Genomic DNA, 16,327 nt, shown 5'->3' with positions numbered 1-16,327 from the left:
CCGCCCGCCTCCGGCCGAGCAGTGCGGCACCCGGCCCGGAGCCGTACCCCGCTCCGGGACCCGCGGGCCCCGGCGACCGGCCGCAGCTCCGACGCCCCGCGCCTCGACCGCGGTGCCGGCACAGCACCTGACCAGCACCGCAAAAGCACCGGAAACAGCGCCAGAACGACCCCGCACCAGACCAGCACAGCCCGCACAGCCAGAGCCGCCCTTCCGACACCAGGATCCGGAGCCCGTGGCATGACCGTCTGCCTGCTCCTGCTGTTCGCCGTCGCCGTGACCGCCGCGGTACCGGTGCCGCGCGCGCTGACCCGGTCCGCGTGGCCCGAACGGGACCCCGTGGTCGCGCTGTGGGTGTGGCAGTGCCTGGTCGCCACCGTCCTGCTGTGCTGCCTGACGGCCCTCGTCCTCGGGGCCGCCGCCGTCTTCGGCACCGTCCGCGCCCAGCTCTTCGCGCCGGCGCCGCCCGCGGTGACCGCGGCCTACAACCTCTCCGCCGGCCCGACCTGGGCCGCCGCCCTCACCCTGCTGCTGGCCGGCGGCGCCGCCTGGACCACCGCCATGCTCGCCCGGGAACTGGTCGAGGCCCGCCGCGGCCGCGCCCGCTCCCGCGCCCAGCTGCGGGAACGGGCCCCCGACCTGCCCGCCGGCCTCCCCGCCGCCCGCGGCCCCCTGCTGGTTCTGGAGGACGAGTACCCGGACGCCTGGTGGATGCCCGGCCACCCGCCCCAGCTGATCGTCACCACCGGCGCCCTGCAACGCCTCACCGACCACCAGCTCGACGCCGTCCTCACCCACGAGCGCGGCCACGCGCGCGCCCACCACGACTGGCTGCTGCACCTGTCGACCGCCCTGGCCACCGGCTTCCCGCGCGTCCCGCTCTTCGCCCACTTCTGCGACCAGACCCACCGCCTGGTCGAGCTGTCCGCCGACGACACCGCCTCCCGCCGCTGCGGCCACCTGACCACGGCACTGGCGCTGATCGAACTGAACCAGCACCGGGGCGTCCTGTCCTGCGCCTCCAGCCGCCGCCTCCTCGGCGAGCGGGTCGACCGCCTCCTCGAACCGCCGCCCCGCCTGACACCCCGCCACCGGGCCCTGACCACGGCCACGGCCGCCCTCGTCCCCCTCCTCCCGCTGCTGATCACCTTCGCCCCGGGGCTGACGGCGCTGGCGTGACCCGCGCGTGGACCCGGCACCGGCGCGGCACTGCTCATGCACCGGCACCGGCACCGGCTCCGGGGCGGCCCGGCTGCGGCACTGCTCCGGCACCGGCGCAGCCCGGCTACGGCACTGCACCGGCACCGGCTCCGGCCTGGGGGCCGATCCCGCGCGGGTGGCGGAACTCGCTCCCGGAGCGGGTGAAACCGCAGCTCATCCCCCTGCCCGGCGAAGCCCCCGGTGGCGCAACAAAGCAGCAACACCACGGGCGCCACCCGCTCGGTATGGTCCAGCCCATGCCCCCCTCCGAACGCCTCCGGGACCACGTCGGCCAGGGCGCGACCACCGTCGCCGCCCACCGCACGCGGCGACGGCTGCGCGCCGACCGGGCCCGTCAACTGGCCGACCTGCTGCGCCGGCAGCTGCTCACCGACGCCTTCCCCGACGGCGCGCTGCCCCACGAGGACGCCCTCGCCGCGGAGTACGACGCCACCCGGAACACGGTCCGCCAGGCCCTGGACCTCCTGCGCGCCGAGGGCCTCGTGACCCGGCAGCCCGGTGTCGGCACCGTGCTCGCCACCCGCAAGTACGCCCACGGGCTGGACCGCCTGATGGGCCTCGCGGAGACCCTGCACGAACACGGGCGGGTCACCAACGAGGTGCGGGCCACGGTCCCCGTCCCGGCCCCCGCCCCGGTCGCCGAACGCCTCCGCGTCCCACCCGGCGCGGAGGTCCTCTACATCGAACGCCTGCGCCGCCTGAACGGGGTCCCCCTCTCCCTGGACCACACCTACCTCCCCCTCGACACCGGTACCGCCCTGCTCGGCGCCGACCTCGAGAACAACGACGTCTTCCACCTGCTGGAGTCCGTCACCGGCATGCCGCTAGGCCACGCCGAGATCAACCTGGAGGCCGTCAGCGCCGACGCGCACTCCGCCGCCGTGCTCGAGACCCCGCGGGGCGCGGCCGTCCTCATGCTGGAACGGCTCACCCACCTCGCGGACGGCCGGCCGGTGGACCTGGAGTTCATCCGCTTCCGCGGCGACCGCATCGCGATGAGCGGCCTGCTCCACCGGTCCGCTTAGCCCGCGCACCTTCCCTCGCACCTTCCTGGAGACAGCCATGCCCTTGGCGCCCCAGCGGGCCGACGTGCCCGTGACCATCGACGAGTCGAAGTGCATCGACGGCTGCACCCTCTGCGTGGACATGTGCCCGCTGGACTCGCTGGCCATCGACGAGCGCAACGGCAAGGCCTACATGCACGTCGACGAGTGCTGGTACTGCGGCCCGTGCGCGGCCCGCTGCCCCACGGGGGCCGTCACGGTCAACATGCCCTACCTGCTCCGGTGAGAGGCCCGCATCCCGTGAAAGAGACCCGCACCGGCATCACCGCGGCCGCGGCCGCCGCCGCGCTGCTCCTCCCCCTGACCGCCTGCGGCGGCGACGCCTCGGCCGACGGGGACGGATCCACCGTCACGGTGACCGTCGGCTACCAGTCCCGGACCATCAACACGGTCACCGCCGGCACCCTGCTGCGCTCCCTCGGCTATTTCGAGAAGCGGCTCAACGCCCTCGGCGACGGCCGCACCTACAAGGTGAAGTGGCAGGACTACGCGACCGGCGCCCCCATCACCGCCCAGATGACCGCGGGGAAGATCGACATCGGCTCGATGGGCGACTTCCCCCTCCTCATCAACGCGGCCCGCGGCAAGCAGCTCGGCAAGCCGACCCGCCTGGTGTCGGTCACCGGCTACAACCTGCGCGGCGGCCTCAACACCATCGTCACCGCACCCGGTTCACGGCTCACCTCCCTGGAGGACCTCAAGGGAAAGAAGGTCTCGACGAGCGTGGGCTCGGCCGCCGACGGCACCCTCGTCCGCGCCCTGCGGCGCGCCGGCCTCGACCCGGCCGAGGACATCGAGAAGCTCAACCAGGAGCCCGCCGTCGGCGCCTCGGCCCTCTCGTCGGGCAGCGCCGACGCCCTGTCGCAGTTCGTCGCCTGGCCCGGCCTCCTCGCCCACCAGGGCAAGGCGAAGGCGCTGTACGACGGCGCGCGGCTCGACCTGCCCACCTTCCACGGCGTGACCGCCCGGGAGGACTTCGCGAAGCGGCGCCCGGCCGTGCTGGAGGCGTTCCTGAAGGCGCAGGCCCAGGCGACCGACTACCTCCGCTCGCACCCCGTGACCGCCGCCGAGAAGGTCGCGAAGGCCACCGGCCTGCCCGCCGAGGCCGTGTACCTCTACAACGGCGCCCAGGGCATCGCCACCTTCGACCCGGCGATCAGGCCCCAGCTCGTCGCGGCCCTCAAGGAGGACGTGGCGATCCTCAAGGACGCCGGGCTGACCGGCGACGTGGACGTGGACGCCTTCGTGGACGACGGGTACGTGAGGAAGGCGCTGGGGCCGGCCGAGTACGCCGAGCGGCTCGCCGCCGGCCCCCCGGAACCGGCCGGCGAGGTCTGGCCCGAGGGCGCGCGCGAGACCCTGGCCTTCGCCTCACCCACCGCCCTGCTGAAACACGTGGCCGGGCACCGCGACGCGGTGCGCGCCGCCTACGTCCCCGACGCCACGACCGGCACCCTGTGGTTCGCCGACCGGGCGGTGTGGGTGGCCGACGGCACCGCGCTCCTGCCGTTCGTCGCCCCGGAGACCGCGCAGGCGTACCTGGCCGGACACGGCGGGGCCCGGATCATCACGTACGACCAGGCACTGGAGCGGGCGTCATGACCCGCTACGCGCTGCGCGTCGCCTCGCTCGGCCTCGCCCTCGGCCTGTGGCAACTCCTGACCGGCCGGGACATCGACCTGTGGCTGCGCTTCTCGCAGTTCCCGACGGTCACCGACGTGGCGCACGCCTTCACCGGCCGGCTGGCCGGGTCCGACTACTGGACGGACCTCACCGACAGCCTCACCCGCATCCTCACCGGTTTCCTCCTCGCCGCCGTCCTGGGCGTGGGCGCCGGCGTGCTCGTGGCCCGCTCGCGGCTGGCGGAGGACCTGCTGGGTCCGGTGCTGGAAGTGGTCCGGCCCGTCCCGGCCATCGCCCTGGTCCCCGTCGCCATCCTCCTCTTCCCTTCCAACGAGCAGGGCATCGTCTTCATCACCTGCACGGCGGCCTTCTTCCCGGTCCTGGTCTCCACCCGGCACGCGGTGCGCGCGCTCGCCCCCGTGTGGGAGGAGGCCGTACGGACCATGGGCGGCGGCCGGTGGCGGGTGCTGGCCTCCGTGGTCCTGCCGGGTGCGCTGCCCGGCGTCTTCGGCGGGCTGTCGGTCGGCATCGGCGTCTCGTGGATCTGCGTCATCTCCGCGGAGATGATCTCCGGCCAGTACGGCGTCGGCTACCGCACCTGGCAGGACTACACCGTCGTCGACTACCCGGGGGTGTTCGTCGGCATGGTCACGATCGGTGTGCTCGGCTGGCTCACCTCCACCGCCGTGGAACTGCTCGGCCGCCGGCTGACCCGCTGGCTCCCGCGCACCTCGTACGTCCCCGCCACCGCCCGCGCGAAGCCCGCCCGCGCCGCGACTCCCGCCCCGCCCGCCCACGCCGCCGCCGCACCTGCGGGCCACGCCACCGAGGAGGCACGCGATGAGCACCTCGTCCGGGACTGAACCCGGGACCCGCCCGCACGCCGGGGAACGGACCTCCCCGCGCGGCAACCGGCTGACCCTGCGCGACGCGACCCTCGGCCGCCCCGACGCACCCGCCCTGACCGGCATGGACATCGACGTCGCCCCCGGTGAGATCCTCACCGTCACCGGCCCTTCGGGCTGCGGGAAGTCGACGCTGCTGCGCACGCTGGCCGGACTGCTGCCGCCGCTGGCCGGGGCGGTGGAACAGAACGGACAGCCCATCAGCGGGCCGGCCGCGGACCGCGCGCTGGTCTTCCAGGAGGACGCCCTCCTGCCCTGGCGCACCCTGCGCGCCAACGTCGAACTCCCCCTGGCCATCCAGGGCGTGCCCCGCGCGGAACGCCGGGAGCAGGCGGCGGCCTGGCTCGACCGGGTCGGCCTCGGCGCACAGGCACGGCAGGTGCCGCACCGCGTGTCCGGAGGCCAGCGCCAGCGCGCCCAGCTCGCCCGCGCCCTCGCCGGGCGCCCCCGCGCCGTCCTGATGGACGAGCCCTTCGGCGCCCTGGACGCCCAGACCCGCTCCGGCATGCAGGACCTCCTGGTGGAGGTGTTGCACGGCACGGGCGCGACCGTCGTCTTCGTCACCCACGACGTGGACGAGGCCCTCTTCCTCGGCGACCGGGTCGCCCTGCTCGGCGCCGGACACCTCACCGCCGTACGGGACGTGCCCCGCCCCCGGGACCGGGCGGCCCACGGCGACCCGGCGCGCCTGGCGCTGCGTCGTGACGTCCTGGCCTCCCTCGGCCCCTCCCTCGGCACCTGAAAGGCCCTCTGGTGGAGATCCCCGCCCTCACCGACGCCGAAGAACTCTCCTGCGACGTCCTCGTCATCGGCGGCGGCACCGCCGGCACCATGGCGGCACTGACCGCCGCCGAGCACGGCGCGAACGTACTGCTGCTGGAGAAGGCGCACGTCCGCCACTCCGGGGCCCTCGCCATGGGCATGGACGGCGTCAACAACGCGGTCGTCCCCGGCCGGGCCGAACCCGACGACTACGTCGCCGAGATCACCCGCGCCAACGACGGCATCGTCGACCAGTCCACCGTCCGCCAGACCGCGAACCGCGGTTTCGCCATGGTGCAGCGGCTGGAGTCGTACGGCGTCAAGTTCGAGAAGGACGAGCACGGCGAGTACGCGGTCCGCCAGGTGCACCGGTCCGGCTCCTACGTGCTGCCCATGCCCGAGGGCAAGGACGTCAAGAAGGTCCTCTACCGGCAACTGCGCCGGCGCGAGATGCGGGAGCGCATCCGCATCGAGAACCGCGTGATGCCGGTCCGGGTGCTGACCGCCGGGGGCCGGGCCGTGGGCGCGGCCGGCTTCCACACCCGCACGGGGCGGTTCGTGACCGTCCGCGCGGGCGCCGTCATCCTGGCGACCGGGGCCTGCGGCCGACTCGGCCTGCCCGCCTCCGGCTACCTGTACGGCACCTACGAGAATCCCACCAACGCCGGTGACGGCTACGCCATGGCCTACCACGCCGGAGCCGAACTCACCGGCATCGAGTGCTTCCAGATCAACCCGTTGATCAAGGACTACAACGGGCCGGCCTGCGCCTACGTCGCCAACCCCTTCGGCGGCTACCAGGTCAACCGGAACGGCGAACGCTTCGTCGACTCCGACTACTGGTCGGGCCGGATGATGGCCGAGTTCGCGGCGGAGGTCGCCAGCGACCGCGGGCCGGTGTACCTGAAGCTCAGCCACCTCCCGGAGGAGTCGGTCGCCGCCCTGGAGGGCATCCTGCACTCCACCGAGCGGCCGACCCGCGGCACCTTCCACGCCGGCCGCGGACACGACTACCGCACGCACGACATCGAGATGCACATCTCCGAGATCGGCCTGTGCGGCGGCCACTCCGCCTCCGGCGTCCGCGTCGACGACCACGCCCGCACCACGGTCCCCGGCCTCTACGCCGCCGGTGACCTGGCCTGCGTGCCGCACAACTACATGATCGGCGCGTTCGTCTTCGGTGACCTGGCCGGCGCGGACGCCGCGCGGTACCGCCCCTACGAGGGAGAGCTGCCCGCCGACCAGCTGCACGCCGCGCACGAGCTGGTGTACCGCCCGCTGCGCAACCCGGAGGGGCCACCGCAGCCCCAGGTCGAGTACAAGCTGCGCCGCTTCGTGAACGACTACGTGGCCCCGCCGAAGTCCGGTGCCCGGCTCTCGCTGGCCCTGGAGGCGTTCGAGCGGATGCGCGCGGACATCGCCGCGATGGGTGCCCGCACCCCGCACGAGCTGATGCGCTGCGCCGAGGTCACCTTCATCCGCGACTGCGCGGAGATGGCCGCGAGGGCCTCCCTGGCCCGTACGGAGTCCCGCTGGGGGCTCTACCACGAGCGCCTCGACCATCCCGGCCGCGACGACGTCTCCTGGTTCCACCATCTCGACCTGCACAAGTCCCCCTCCGGCGCGATGGAGTTCACGGCCCGTCCCGTGGCTCCGTATCTGGTGCCGATCGACGAGTTCACCCCGGTCGGCGGCCCCTCCCGGCACCTCGGCGAGGTGCACCCGGAGCAGGTCTCCACGGCCGGTGCCCGCGACGTGGCGCCGGTCGCCCCCGTGCCGCCGGCCGCGACCGGTGGCGGTGACACGGGCCTCGGCGACCGGGAACCGGCGGCCCCGGCCTCACCGCGGCTGCTGGAACTCCTCGCCCTGGCCGACGGGGAACCCCCGCTCACCGCCCTTCGGCCCTACCTGTCCGATCCCTTGCCCGGCGTCCGGCGCACCGCGGTCACCGTCCTCACCGAGACCGTGCCGGACGGCACCGGCCCGGCGCTGGCCACGCTGCTCTGCGACCCCGACGGCGAGGTGCGGGAGGCTGCGGCGGCCTCCCTGCGCGAACTGGCCGAGACGCTGGCCCCGGGACCCGCGCTGGGCGACTCCCTGGCCCGGGCGCTGGCCCAGCCCGATCCCCTCGTCCGCGCCACCGCCCTCGACCTGCTCCGCGCGCTGCGTCTGGGCGACGCCGGCACGTTCACGACAGCGCTGGAGGACCCTGACTCCACCGTCCGGGTGGAAGCGGTGCGCGGCCTGGTGTCCCTGGACGCCGCCGAGCTGATCGCGGGCGCCGCCCCCGACCCGTCCCGCGAGGTCCGGGTGACCGTGGCCAAGGCCCTCGGGGCTCTGCGGGCGGAGCCGCTCCCGGGCGGTGCCCTCGACCGGCTGGCCGAGGACGCCGACCCGCTGGTCCGGGGCTCCGCCCTCGCGGCCCTCGCCCGGTCGGGCTGCCCGGACCGGTCGGCCGCGCGGGCCGCCCACGCGCTGGGGGACCCCGCCTGGCAGGTGCGTTCGGGCGCGGCCACCGCGTTGTCGGCCGCGGCCGCCGGGATCGCGGTCCCGGCCCTGGCCGAGGCCCTGGCCGACCCGAACGCGGACGTCCGCAAGGCCGCGGTCCTGGCCCTGACCCGGCACACGGCGACCAGCCGGGACGCCCGGTCCGCGCTCGCCACGGTGACGGCCGACTCCGACGCCGACGTCAGGGCCTACGCGGCCAGGGCGCTGTAGCCGAGCCGCGCCGGCCGGCCGCCACCGCACGGCACCGGTGTCCGGTCGTCTATATCCAGTCGTCCGGCTCCGGCTCCGGCTCGGTCTCGGGCCAGTCGTCCGCGGCGGGCCGGGAGCCGTCCGCCGACCGGTCGGCCTCGGGGGCCGCCGGCGCCGCGGCGGCGTCCGGGCCCTGGAGGCCGGCCAGCACGGCGAGCACGCCCTCCCCGTACGTCACCAGCTTCTTCTCGCCGACCCCGCTGACGCCCCCGAGCTGCTCGACCGAGGTGGGCCAGGCGGTGGCGATCTCCCGGAGGGTCGCGTCGTGGAAGATGACGTACGCCGGAACGCCCTGCTCCCGGGCCTGCTCCGCGCGCCAGGCGCGCAGTGCCTCGAAGGCGGGGACCAGCTCCTGGGGCAGTTCGGCGGCCGCGGCCTTGGCCTTGCGGTCGCCGCGTCCGCCCCCCGCCGCCCGGGCCGCGGCCGGCTTCGCGGTCTCCTTGCGCAGCGGCACGTCCCGCTCGCGCCGCAGCACCGACCCGCTGTCCTCGGTCAGCACCAGCGTGCCGTACTCGCCCTCGACGGCGAGCAGGCCCTGGGCCAGCAACTGCCGGGCGACGCCCCGCCACTCGCCCTCGGTCAGCTCCTCGCCGATGCCGAACACGGAGAGCTGGTCGTGGTCGAACTGGATCACCTTGGCGGTGCGCTTGCCCAGCAGGATGTCGATGATCTGGCCCGCGCCGAACTTCTGCCCGCGCTCCCGCTTCAGCCGCACCACCGTCGACAGCACCTTCTGCGCCGCCACCGTGCCGTCCCAGGTCTGCGGCGGGGTGAGGCAGGTGTCGCAGTTGCCGCAGCCGGCCGGGTCCGGTTCCTGGCCGAAATAGGCGAGGAGCTGGCCCCGGCGGCACCGGGCGGTCTCGCACAGGGCGAGCATCGCGTCCAGGTGGGACTGCGCGCGGCGGCGGAACGCCTCGTCGCCCTCTCCGGACTGGATCATCTTGCGCTGCTGGATGACGTCGTTGAGGCCGTAGGCCATCCAGGCCGTCGACGGCAGCCCGTCCCGGCCGGCACGGCCCGTCTCCTGGTAGTAGCCCTCGACCGACTTGGGCAGGTCGAGGTGGGCGACGAAGCGCACGTCCGGCTTGTCGATGCCCATGCCGAAGGCGATGGTCGCCACGACCACCAGGCCCTCCTCGCGCAGGAACCTCGACTGGTGCGCCGCGCGGGTGCCCGCGTCGAGCCCCGCGTGGTACGGCACCGCCTCGATGCCGTTGCGGCAGAGGAACTCGGCGGTCTTGTCGACGGAGTTGCGCGAGAGGCAGTAGACGATGCCCGCGTCGCCCGCGTGCTCCTCGCGCAGGAAGCTCAGCAACTGCTTCCTGGGGTCGCTCTTGGGCACGATGCGGTACTGGATGTTGGGCCGGTCGAAGCTGGCCACGAAGTGCCGCGCCGTCGGCATGTTCAGCCGCTCGGTGATCTCGCGGTGCGTCGCGTGCGTGGCCGTCGCCGTCAGCGCCAGCCGGGGCACGTCGGGCCAGCGCTCGCCGAGCAGGGACAGGGCGAGGTAGTCCGGCCGGAAGTCGTGGCCCCACTGTGAGACGCAGTGCGCCTCGTCGATCGCGAAGAGGGAGATCTTGCCCCGGGAGAGCAGGTCGAGGGTGCCCTGCAACCGCAGCCGCTCGGGTGCCAGGTACAGCAGGTCCAGCTCGCCGGCGAGGAACTCGGCCTCCACCACGCGCCGCTCGTCGAAGTCCTGCGTCGAGTTCATGAACCCGGCGCGCACACCGAGTGCGCGCAGGGCGTCCACCTGGTCCTGCATGAGCGCGATCAGCGGCGAGACCACGATGCCGGTGCCGGGCCTGACCAGGGACGGAATCTGGTAGCAGAGCGACTTGCCGCCGCCGGTCGGCATGAGCACGACGGCGTCGCCGCCCGCCACCACGTGCTCGACGATCGCCTCCTGCTCGCCGCGGAAGGCCTCGTACCCGAAGACCCGGTGCAGGGCGGCGAGCGCCTCGCCGCCCACGCCCGTCGCCTGTGCCGTCTCTGCCATCTCGCCGATCACGCCCGTCCCGCCCATCGTCCTGTCCCCCGTACGCCCTGCCTCGCCCGTCTGGCCCGTCCTGCCCCGACCACTGCCTCCACGATAGGGGGCCGCGCCGACAGTCCCGGAGTTATCCACAGGCTTCACCCCTTGCTGTCCGTGCTCGGCCGGTGACCTGGTGCGAAATCCGCTTCGACGGCCGGGGACCCATGAGTACTGCCCGCGAGGCTTCGCACGTCAACTGGCCGGTCCCCCCTGACGGGGGATGGACCGCTGACGATCTGGACCGCCTCTCCGCCCTGCCACCCCACACACAGCTGCTGGACGCCGGGCTTGTCTTCCCCTGCCCTCAGTCGGCCTTTCACGCGCGGGCGACCAGCTTCTTCGGCCGACAGCTCTCGATGGTCGTCACGCCGGGACTCGACGTGCTGTGCGGGTTCAGCACGGACATCGACCGGCAGAACGGGCTCGAGCCCGATGTGATGGTCCTGCGGGAAGCAGCTTTGACGAGTCTCGATCAGAAGCGCGTACCGTCCTCAGCTGTCGTACTGGCCGTCGAGGTCGTCTCGCCGGACTCTCTCTCCCGTGACCGCGAGACCAAGCCCCTCAAGTACGCCCGCGCCGGCATCAACCACTACTGGCGGGTGGAGAACGAGAAGGGCCTCGCCGTCGTTCACGCCTTCGAGCTGGAGCCCGCCACCGGCGCCTACACCAGCGTGGGCATCTTCCGTGAACGCATGAAGGTGAGCGCCCCCTTCCCGATGGACCTGGACCTGGCCGCCGTCTCCGTACCGGGGGCGCCGGGTCAGCGGACGAACACGCCCGCCTGTCCCGCCAGGTCCAGGAAGTACTGCGGCGCGACACCGAGCACCACCGTGACCGCCACGCCCACGCCGATCGCCGTCATCGTCAGCGGTGACGGCACCGCGACGGTCGGGCCCTCGGGCCGGGGCTCGCTGAAGAACATCAGCACGATCACGCGGATGTAGAAGAACGCCGCGATCGCCGACGAGATCACACCGATCACGACCAGCGGTGCCGCGCCACCCTCCGCCGCCGCCTTGAACACGGCGAACTTCCCGGAGAAACCGGAGGTCAGCGGGATGCCCGCGAAGGCCAGCAGGAACACCGCGAACACGGCCGCCACCAGGGGCGACCTGCGCCCGAGCCCGGCCCACTTCGACAGGTGCGTCGCCTCGCCGCCCGCGTCGCGCACCAGCGTGACCACCGCGAAGGCGCCGATCGTCACGAAGGAGTACGCGGCCAGGTAGAAGAGGACGGACGAGATGCCGTCCGGCGTGGTCGCGATGACGCCGGCGAGGATGAAGCCCGCGTGCGCGATCGACGAGTACGCCAGCAGCCGCTTGATGTCCGTCTGCGTGATGGCGACGATCGCGCCGGCCAGCATGGTGACGATCGCCACCGCCCACATCACCGGCCGCCAGTCCCAGCGCAGGCCGGGCAGGACGACGTACAGGATGCGGAGCAGGGCGCCGAAGGCCGCGACCTTGGTGGCCGCCGCCATGAAGCCGGTCACCGGCGTCGGCGCGCCCTGGTACACGTCCGGGGTCCACATGTGGAACGGCACCGCGCCCACCTTGAACAGCAGGCCCATGACGATCAGCGCGGCGCCGACCAGCAGCAGCGCGTCGTTGCCCATGGTGTCGGCGAGCGCCGGGGTGACGTTCTGGACGGTGCCGTCGACGACCTGCGCGATCGTGCCGTACGACATGGAGCCCGCGTAGCCGTAGAGCAGGGCGATGCCGAACAGGGTGAACGCGGAGGCGAACGCGCCGAGCAGGAAGTACTTGACCGCGGCCTCCTGCGACATCAGCCGCTTGCGGCGGGCCAGCGCGCACAGCAGGTACAGCGGGAGGGAGAAGACCTCCAGGGCCACGAAGAGGGTCAGCAGGTCGTTGGCCGCCGGGAAGACCAGCATGCCGGCGACGGCGAACATCAGCAGCGGGAAGACCTCGGTGGTGGTGAACCCGGCCTTCACCGCCTTCTGCTCGCTCTCGCTGCCCGGCACGGCCGCGGCCTGCGCGGCGAAGGAGTCGACGCGGTTGCCGTGGGCCTCCGGGTCGAGCCGCCGCTCGGCGAAGGTGAACAGGCCCACCAGGCTCGCCAGCAGGATGGTGCCCTGGAGGAACAGGGCCGGTCCGTCGACGGCGATGGCGCCCATCGCCGCGATGCCGGCCTTGGTCGTGCCGTATCCGCCGGCCGCGAGGGCGACGACCGCGGCGAACGCGGCGACGAGCGCCACGGCGGCCACGAACGTCTGCACGTGGTAGCGGGACCTGCGCGGTACGAAGGCCTCGATCAGGATGCCGACGATCGCCGCACCGATGATGATCAGGGTGGGCGACAGCTGCCCGTACTCGATCTTCGGCGCGTCGATCTTCGAGATCGGATCGGCCGCCGTTGTCCACAGGCTGTGGACGGCTGTTGCGCTCACTTGGCCGCCTCCACCTCAGGCTGGGGGTCCTTCTTGTGTACGTCGGACATGGTCTGCTCCACCGCGGGGTTGACGATGTCCGTGAGGGGCTTCGGGAAGACGCCCAGGAAGATCAGCAGCGCCACCAGCGGCGCCACGACCACCAGCTCCCGCACCCGCAGGTCGGGCATGGCGCTCACCTCGGGCTTCACCGGGCCCGTCATCGTCCGTTGGTAGAGGACGAGGGTGTAGAGCGCGGCGAGCACGATGCCGAAGGTGGCGATGATGCCGATCACCGGATAGCGCGTGAACGTGCCGACCAGGACCAGGAACTCACTGACGAAGGGCGCGAGGCCCGGCAGGGAGAGCGTCGCGAGACCGCCGATCAGGAAGGTGCCCGCGAGCACCGGGGCGACCTTCTGCACTCCGCCGTAGTCGGCGATGAGCCGCGAGCCGCGCCGGGAGATCAGGAAGCCGGCGATCAGCATCAGCACGGCGGTGGAGATCCCGTGATTGACCATGTAGAGCGTCGCGCCGGACTGGCCCTGGCTGGTCATCGCGAAGATGCCCATGATGATGAAGCCGAAGTGCGAGATCGACGCGTAGGCGATCAGCCGCTTGATGTCGCGCTGGCCGACCGCGAGCAGCGCGCCGTAGATGATGCTGATGACCGCCAGGACCAGGATCACCGGCGTCGCCCACTTGCTCGCCTCCGGGAAGAGCTGGAGGCAGAAGCGGAGCATCGCGAAGGTGCCGACCTTGTCGACGACGGCCGTGATGAGCACGGCGACCGGCGCGGTCGACTCCTGCATGGCGTTGGGCAGCCAGGTGTGCAGCGGCCACAGCGGCGCCTTCACCGCGAAGGCGAGGAAGAAGCCGAGAAACAGCCACCGCTCGGTGCTGGTCGCCATGTCCAGCTCACCGCTGGCCCGGGCCGCGGCGATCTCGGTGAGGGAGAAGTTCCCGGCGACCACGTACAGCCCGATCACCGCGGCCAGCATGATCAGTCCGCCGGCCAGGTTGTAGAGGAGGAACTTCACGGCCGCGTACGACCGTTGCGTCGCCGCCGTCTTCTCCCCGTGCTCGTGGGCCCGGTCCCCGAAGCCGCCGATGAGGAAGTACATCGGGATCAGCATGGCTTCGAAGAAGATGTAGAAGAGGAAGACGTCGGTGGCCTCGAAGGAGATGATCACCATCGCCTCGACGGCCAGGATCAGGGCGAAGAAGCCCTGGGTCGGCCGCCACCGGCTGCTGCCGGTCTCCAGGGGGTCGGCGTCGTGCCAGCCCGCGAGGATGATGAACGGGATCAGCAGGGCGGTCAGCGCGATGAGCGCCACCGCGATGCCGTCCACGCCCAGTTCGTACCGGACGCCGAAGTCGGCGATCCAGGAGTGGGACTCGGTGAGCTGGTACCGGTCGCCGCCGGGGTCGAAGCGGACCAGCACCGCGATCGCCAGCGCCAGCGTGCCCAGCGAGACGAGCAGCGCCAGCCACTTGGCCACCGTGCGTTTCGCGGCCGGCACGGCGGCCGTGGCGATGGCGCCGACGGCCGGGAGCGCCGCCGTGAGCGTCAGCAGGGGAAAGGACATCGGTATCAGACCGCCCTCATCAGCAGGGTCGCGGCGACGAGGACCGCCGCACCGCCGAACATCGAGACCGCGTAGCTGCGCGCGAACCCGTTCTGCAGCTTGCGCATCCGCCCGGACAGGCCGCCGACCGAGGCCGCCGTGCCGTTGACGACCCCGTCGACCAGGGTGTGGTCGACGTAGACCAGCGAGCGCGTGAGGTGCTCGCCGCCGCGGACCAGGACGACGTGGTTGAAGTCGTCCTGGAGCAGGTCGCGCCGCGCGGCCCGGGTGAGCAGCGAACCGCGCGGGGCGACGGCCGGGACCGGACGGCGGCCGTACTGCGCCCAGGCGGCCGCCACGCCGATGACCATCACGGCGACCGTGGAGATCGTGACCGTCAGGGCGCTGATCGGCGCGTGCCCGTGGTCGTGCCCGGTGATGGGCTCCAGCCAGTGCACGAAGCGGTCGCCGATGCTGAAGAACGCGCCGCCGAACACCGAGCCGACGGCCAGGACGATCATCGGGATCGTCATGAGCTTCGGCGACTCGTGCGGGTGCGGCGGCGTGTACGTGCCGCGGGTCTCCGCCGCGGGCTCCACGTCGGGGGCCGCGGGCGACGGCGTCGGAGCCTGGCGCCAGCGCTCCTCGCCGAAGAACGTCATCAGCATCACGCGCGTCATGTAGTACGCGGTGATGGCCGCGCCCAGCAGGGCCACGCCGCCGAGGATCCAGCCCTCGGTGCCGCCCTTGGCGAAGGCCGACTCGATGATCATGTCCTTGGAGAAGAAGCCGGACAGGCCCGGGAAGCCGATGATGGCGAGGTAGCCGAGGCCGAAGGTGACGAAGGTGACCGGCATGTACTTGCGCAGGCCGCCGTAGCGGCGCATGTCGACCTCGTCGTTCATGCCGTGCATGACGGAGCCGGCGCCGAGGAAGAGCCCGGCCTTGAAGAAGCCGTGCGTCACCAGGTGCATGATCGCGAAGACGTAGCCGATCGGACCGAGGCCCGCCGCCAGCACCATGTAGCCGATCTGCGACATCGTCGACCCGGCCAGCGCCTTCTTGATGTCGTCCTTGGCGCAACCGACGATCGCACCGAAGAGCAGCGTGACCGCGCCGACGATGACGACGACCAGCTGGGCGTCGGGCGCGCCGTTGAAGATCGCGCCGGAGCGGACGATCAGGTACACGCCCGCCGTCACCATGGTCGCGGCGTGGATGAGGGCGGAGACCGGGGTCGGGCCCTCCATCGCGTCCCCGAGCCAGGACTGGAGCGGGACCTGCGCGGACTTGCCGCAGGCGGCGAGCAGCAGCATCAGGGCGATCGCGGTCAGCTTGCCCTCGTCGGCCGAGCCCGCGAGCCCCGCCTCCCCGTGGCCGCCGAGCACCGGCCCGAAGGCGAAGGTGCCGAACCACAGGAACATCAGCATGATCGCGATGGACAGGCCCATGTCACCGACGCGGTTGACCAGGAAGGCCTTCTTCGCGGCGGTCGCGGCACTCGGCTTGTGCTGCCAGAAGCCGATCAGCAGGTAGGAGGCGAGACCGACGCCCTCCCAGCCGACGTACAGCAGCAGGTAGTTGTCGGCGAGGACGAGCAGCAGCATCGCCGCGAGGAACAGGTTCAGGTAGCCGAAGAAGCGGCGGCGCCGCTCGTCGTGCTCCATGTACGAGACCGAGTACAGGTGGATCAGCGAGCCGACGCCGGTGATCAGCAGGACGAACGTCATCGACAGCTGGTCGAGCCGGAAGGCGACGTCGGCCTGGAAACCCTCCACCGGGATCCAGCTGAACAGGTGCTGCGTCAGGGTGCGGTCCTCGGCGCCGCTGCCGAGCATGTCGGCGAAGAGGACGACGCCGATCACGAAGGACGCGGCGGCCAGCAGGGTGCCGATCCAGTGGCCGACGGCGTCCAGCCGGCGTCCGCCGCACAGCAGCACCGCCGCTCCGAGCAAGGGCGCCGCCACCAGCAGCGCAATCAGATTTTCCACGATTCAGCGACC

At 72.6% G+C, this 16,327-nt stretch carries 11 protein-coding genes and 1 pseudogene; 8 read left to right on the top strand and 4 right to left on the bottom strand.

Going from position 1 to position 16,327, the window contains the following annotated elements; all coding sequences use genetic code 11:
* Positions 1 to 240 precede the first annotated feature (240 nt).
* From AC07FV_RS32560 to AC07FV_RS32530, 7 genes are all read left to right on the top strand, one after another.
* Complete coding sequence (locus AC07FV_RS32560) at positions 241 to 1,179, top strand: M56 family metallopeptidase (RefSeq protein ID WP_479091212.1); 939 nt, start codon at positions 241 to 243, stop codon at positions 1,177 to 1,179.
* A gap of 278 nt (positions 1,180 to 1,457) precedes the next feature.
* On the top strand, positions 1,458 to 2,246 hold the full coding sequence (locus AC07FV_RS32555; protein WP_479091210.1) for a GntR family transcriptional regulator: 789 nt from the start codon (positions 1,458 to 1,460) through the stop codon (positions 2,244 to 2,246).
* 37 nt (positions 2,247 to 2,283) lie between these two features.
* Positions 2,284 to 2,511 (top strand): 4Fe-4S dicluster domain-containing protein, encoded by a 228-nt coding sequence (locus AC07FV_RS32550; RefSeq protein WP_003992261.1) that lies wholly within the window; start codon positions 2,284 to 2,286, stop codon positions 2,509 to 2,511.
* A gap of 14 nt (positions 2,512 to 2,525) precedes the next feature.
* On the top strand, positions 2,526 to 3,887 hold the full coding sequence (locus AC07FV_RS32545; RefSeq protein WP_479091208.1) for an ABC transporter substrate-binding protein: 1,362 nt from the start codon (positions 2,526 to 2,528) through the stop codon (positions 3,885 to 3,887).
* Positions 3,884 to 4,771 (top strand): ABC transporter permease, encoded by an 888-nt coding sequence (locus AC07FV_RS32540; protein ID WP_479091206.1) that lies wholly within the window; start codon positions 3,884 to 3,886, stop codon positions 4,769 to 4,771. The genes AC07FV_RS32545 and AC07FV_RS32540 overlap by 4 nt, the downstream gene beginning before the upstream one ends.
* Complete coding sequence (locus tag AC07FV_RS32535) at positions 4,749 to 5,555, top strand: ABC transporter ATP-binding protein (RefSeq protein ID WP_479091205.1); 807 nt, start codon at positions 4,749 to 4,751, stop codon at positions 5,553 to 5,555. The genes AC07FV_RS32540 and AC07FV_RS32535 overlap by 23 nt, the downstream gene beginning before the upstream one ends.
* A gap of 11 nt (positions 5,556 to 5,566) precedes the next feature.
* The gene (locus AC07FV_RS32530; protein WP_479091204.1) at positions 5,567 to 8,296 is read left to right on the top strand and encodes a fumarate reductase/succinate dehydrogenase flavoprotein subunit; all 2,730 of its coding nucleotides are present in this window, start codon (positions 5,567 to 5,569) and stop codon (positions 8,294 to 8,296) included.
* 49 nt (positions 8,297 to 8,345) lie between these two features.
* Here AC07FV_RS32530 and recQ read toward each other — a convergent pair whose 3' ends face one another.
* Positions 8,346 to 10,358: a DNA helicase RecQ gene (recQ, locus tag AC07FV_RS32525; RefSeq protein WP_479091203.1), complete on the bottom strand. Its 2,013-nt coding sequence runs from the start codon at positions 10,356 to 10,358 to the stop codon at positions 8,346 to 8,348.
* A 173-nt stretch (positions 10,359 to 10,531) separates the two neighbouring features.
* On the opposite strand from recQ, the pseudogene AC07FV_RS32520 reads away from it, so the two are divergent.
* A pseudogene (locus AC07FV_RS32520) lies at positions 10,532 to 11,107 on the top strand (Uma2 family endonuclease); the annotation flags it as partial.
* Positions 11,108 to 11,127: 20 nt separating this feature from the next.
* Here the strand turns inward: AC07FV_RS32520 and nuoN are convergent.
* From nuoN to nuoL, 3 genes are read right to left on the bottom strand one after another with little or no spacing between them, the layout of a single operon-like run.
* A complete protein-coding gene (gene nuoN / locus AC07FV_RS32515) occupies positions 11,128 to 12,777 on the bottom strand; it encodes an NADH-quinone oxidoreductase subunit NuoN (RefSeq protein WP_479091201.1) in 1,650 nt (549 codons plus the stop codon).
* On the bottom strand, positions 12,774 to 14,345 hold the full coding sequence (locus tag AC07FV_RS32510) for an NADH-quinone oxidoreductase subunit M (RefSeq protein WP_356609212.1): 1,572 nt from the start codon (positions 14,343 to 14,345) through the stop codon (positions 12,774 to 12,776). Before AC07FV_RS32510 ends, nuoN begins: the two co-directional genes overlap by 4 nt.
* A 5-nt stretch (positions 14,346 to 14,350) precedes the next feature.
* Positions 14,351 to 16,315, bottom strand: coding sequence for an NADH-quinone oxidoreductase subunit L (gene nuoL / locus AC07FV_RS32505; protein ID WP_479091200.1), 1,965 nt, complete (start codon positions 16,313 to 16,315; stop codon positions 14,351 to 14,353).
* Positions 16,316 to 16,327 lie beyond the last annotated feature (12 nt).

The sequence above is a fragment of the Streptomyces sp. NPDC045956 genome (genome assembly GCF_056430705.1).
Note: the sequence above shows the minus strand (reverse complement) of the source record. Positions and strands in the feature narration are given on the sequence as shown.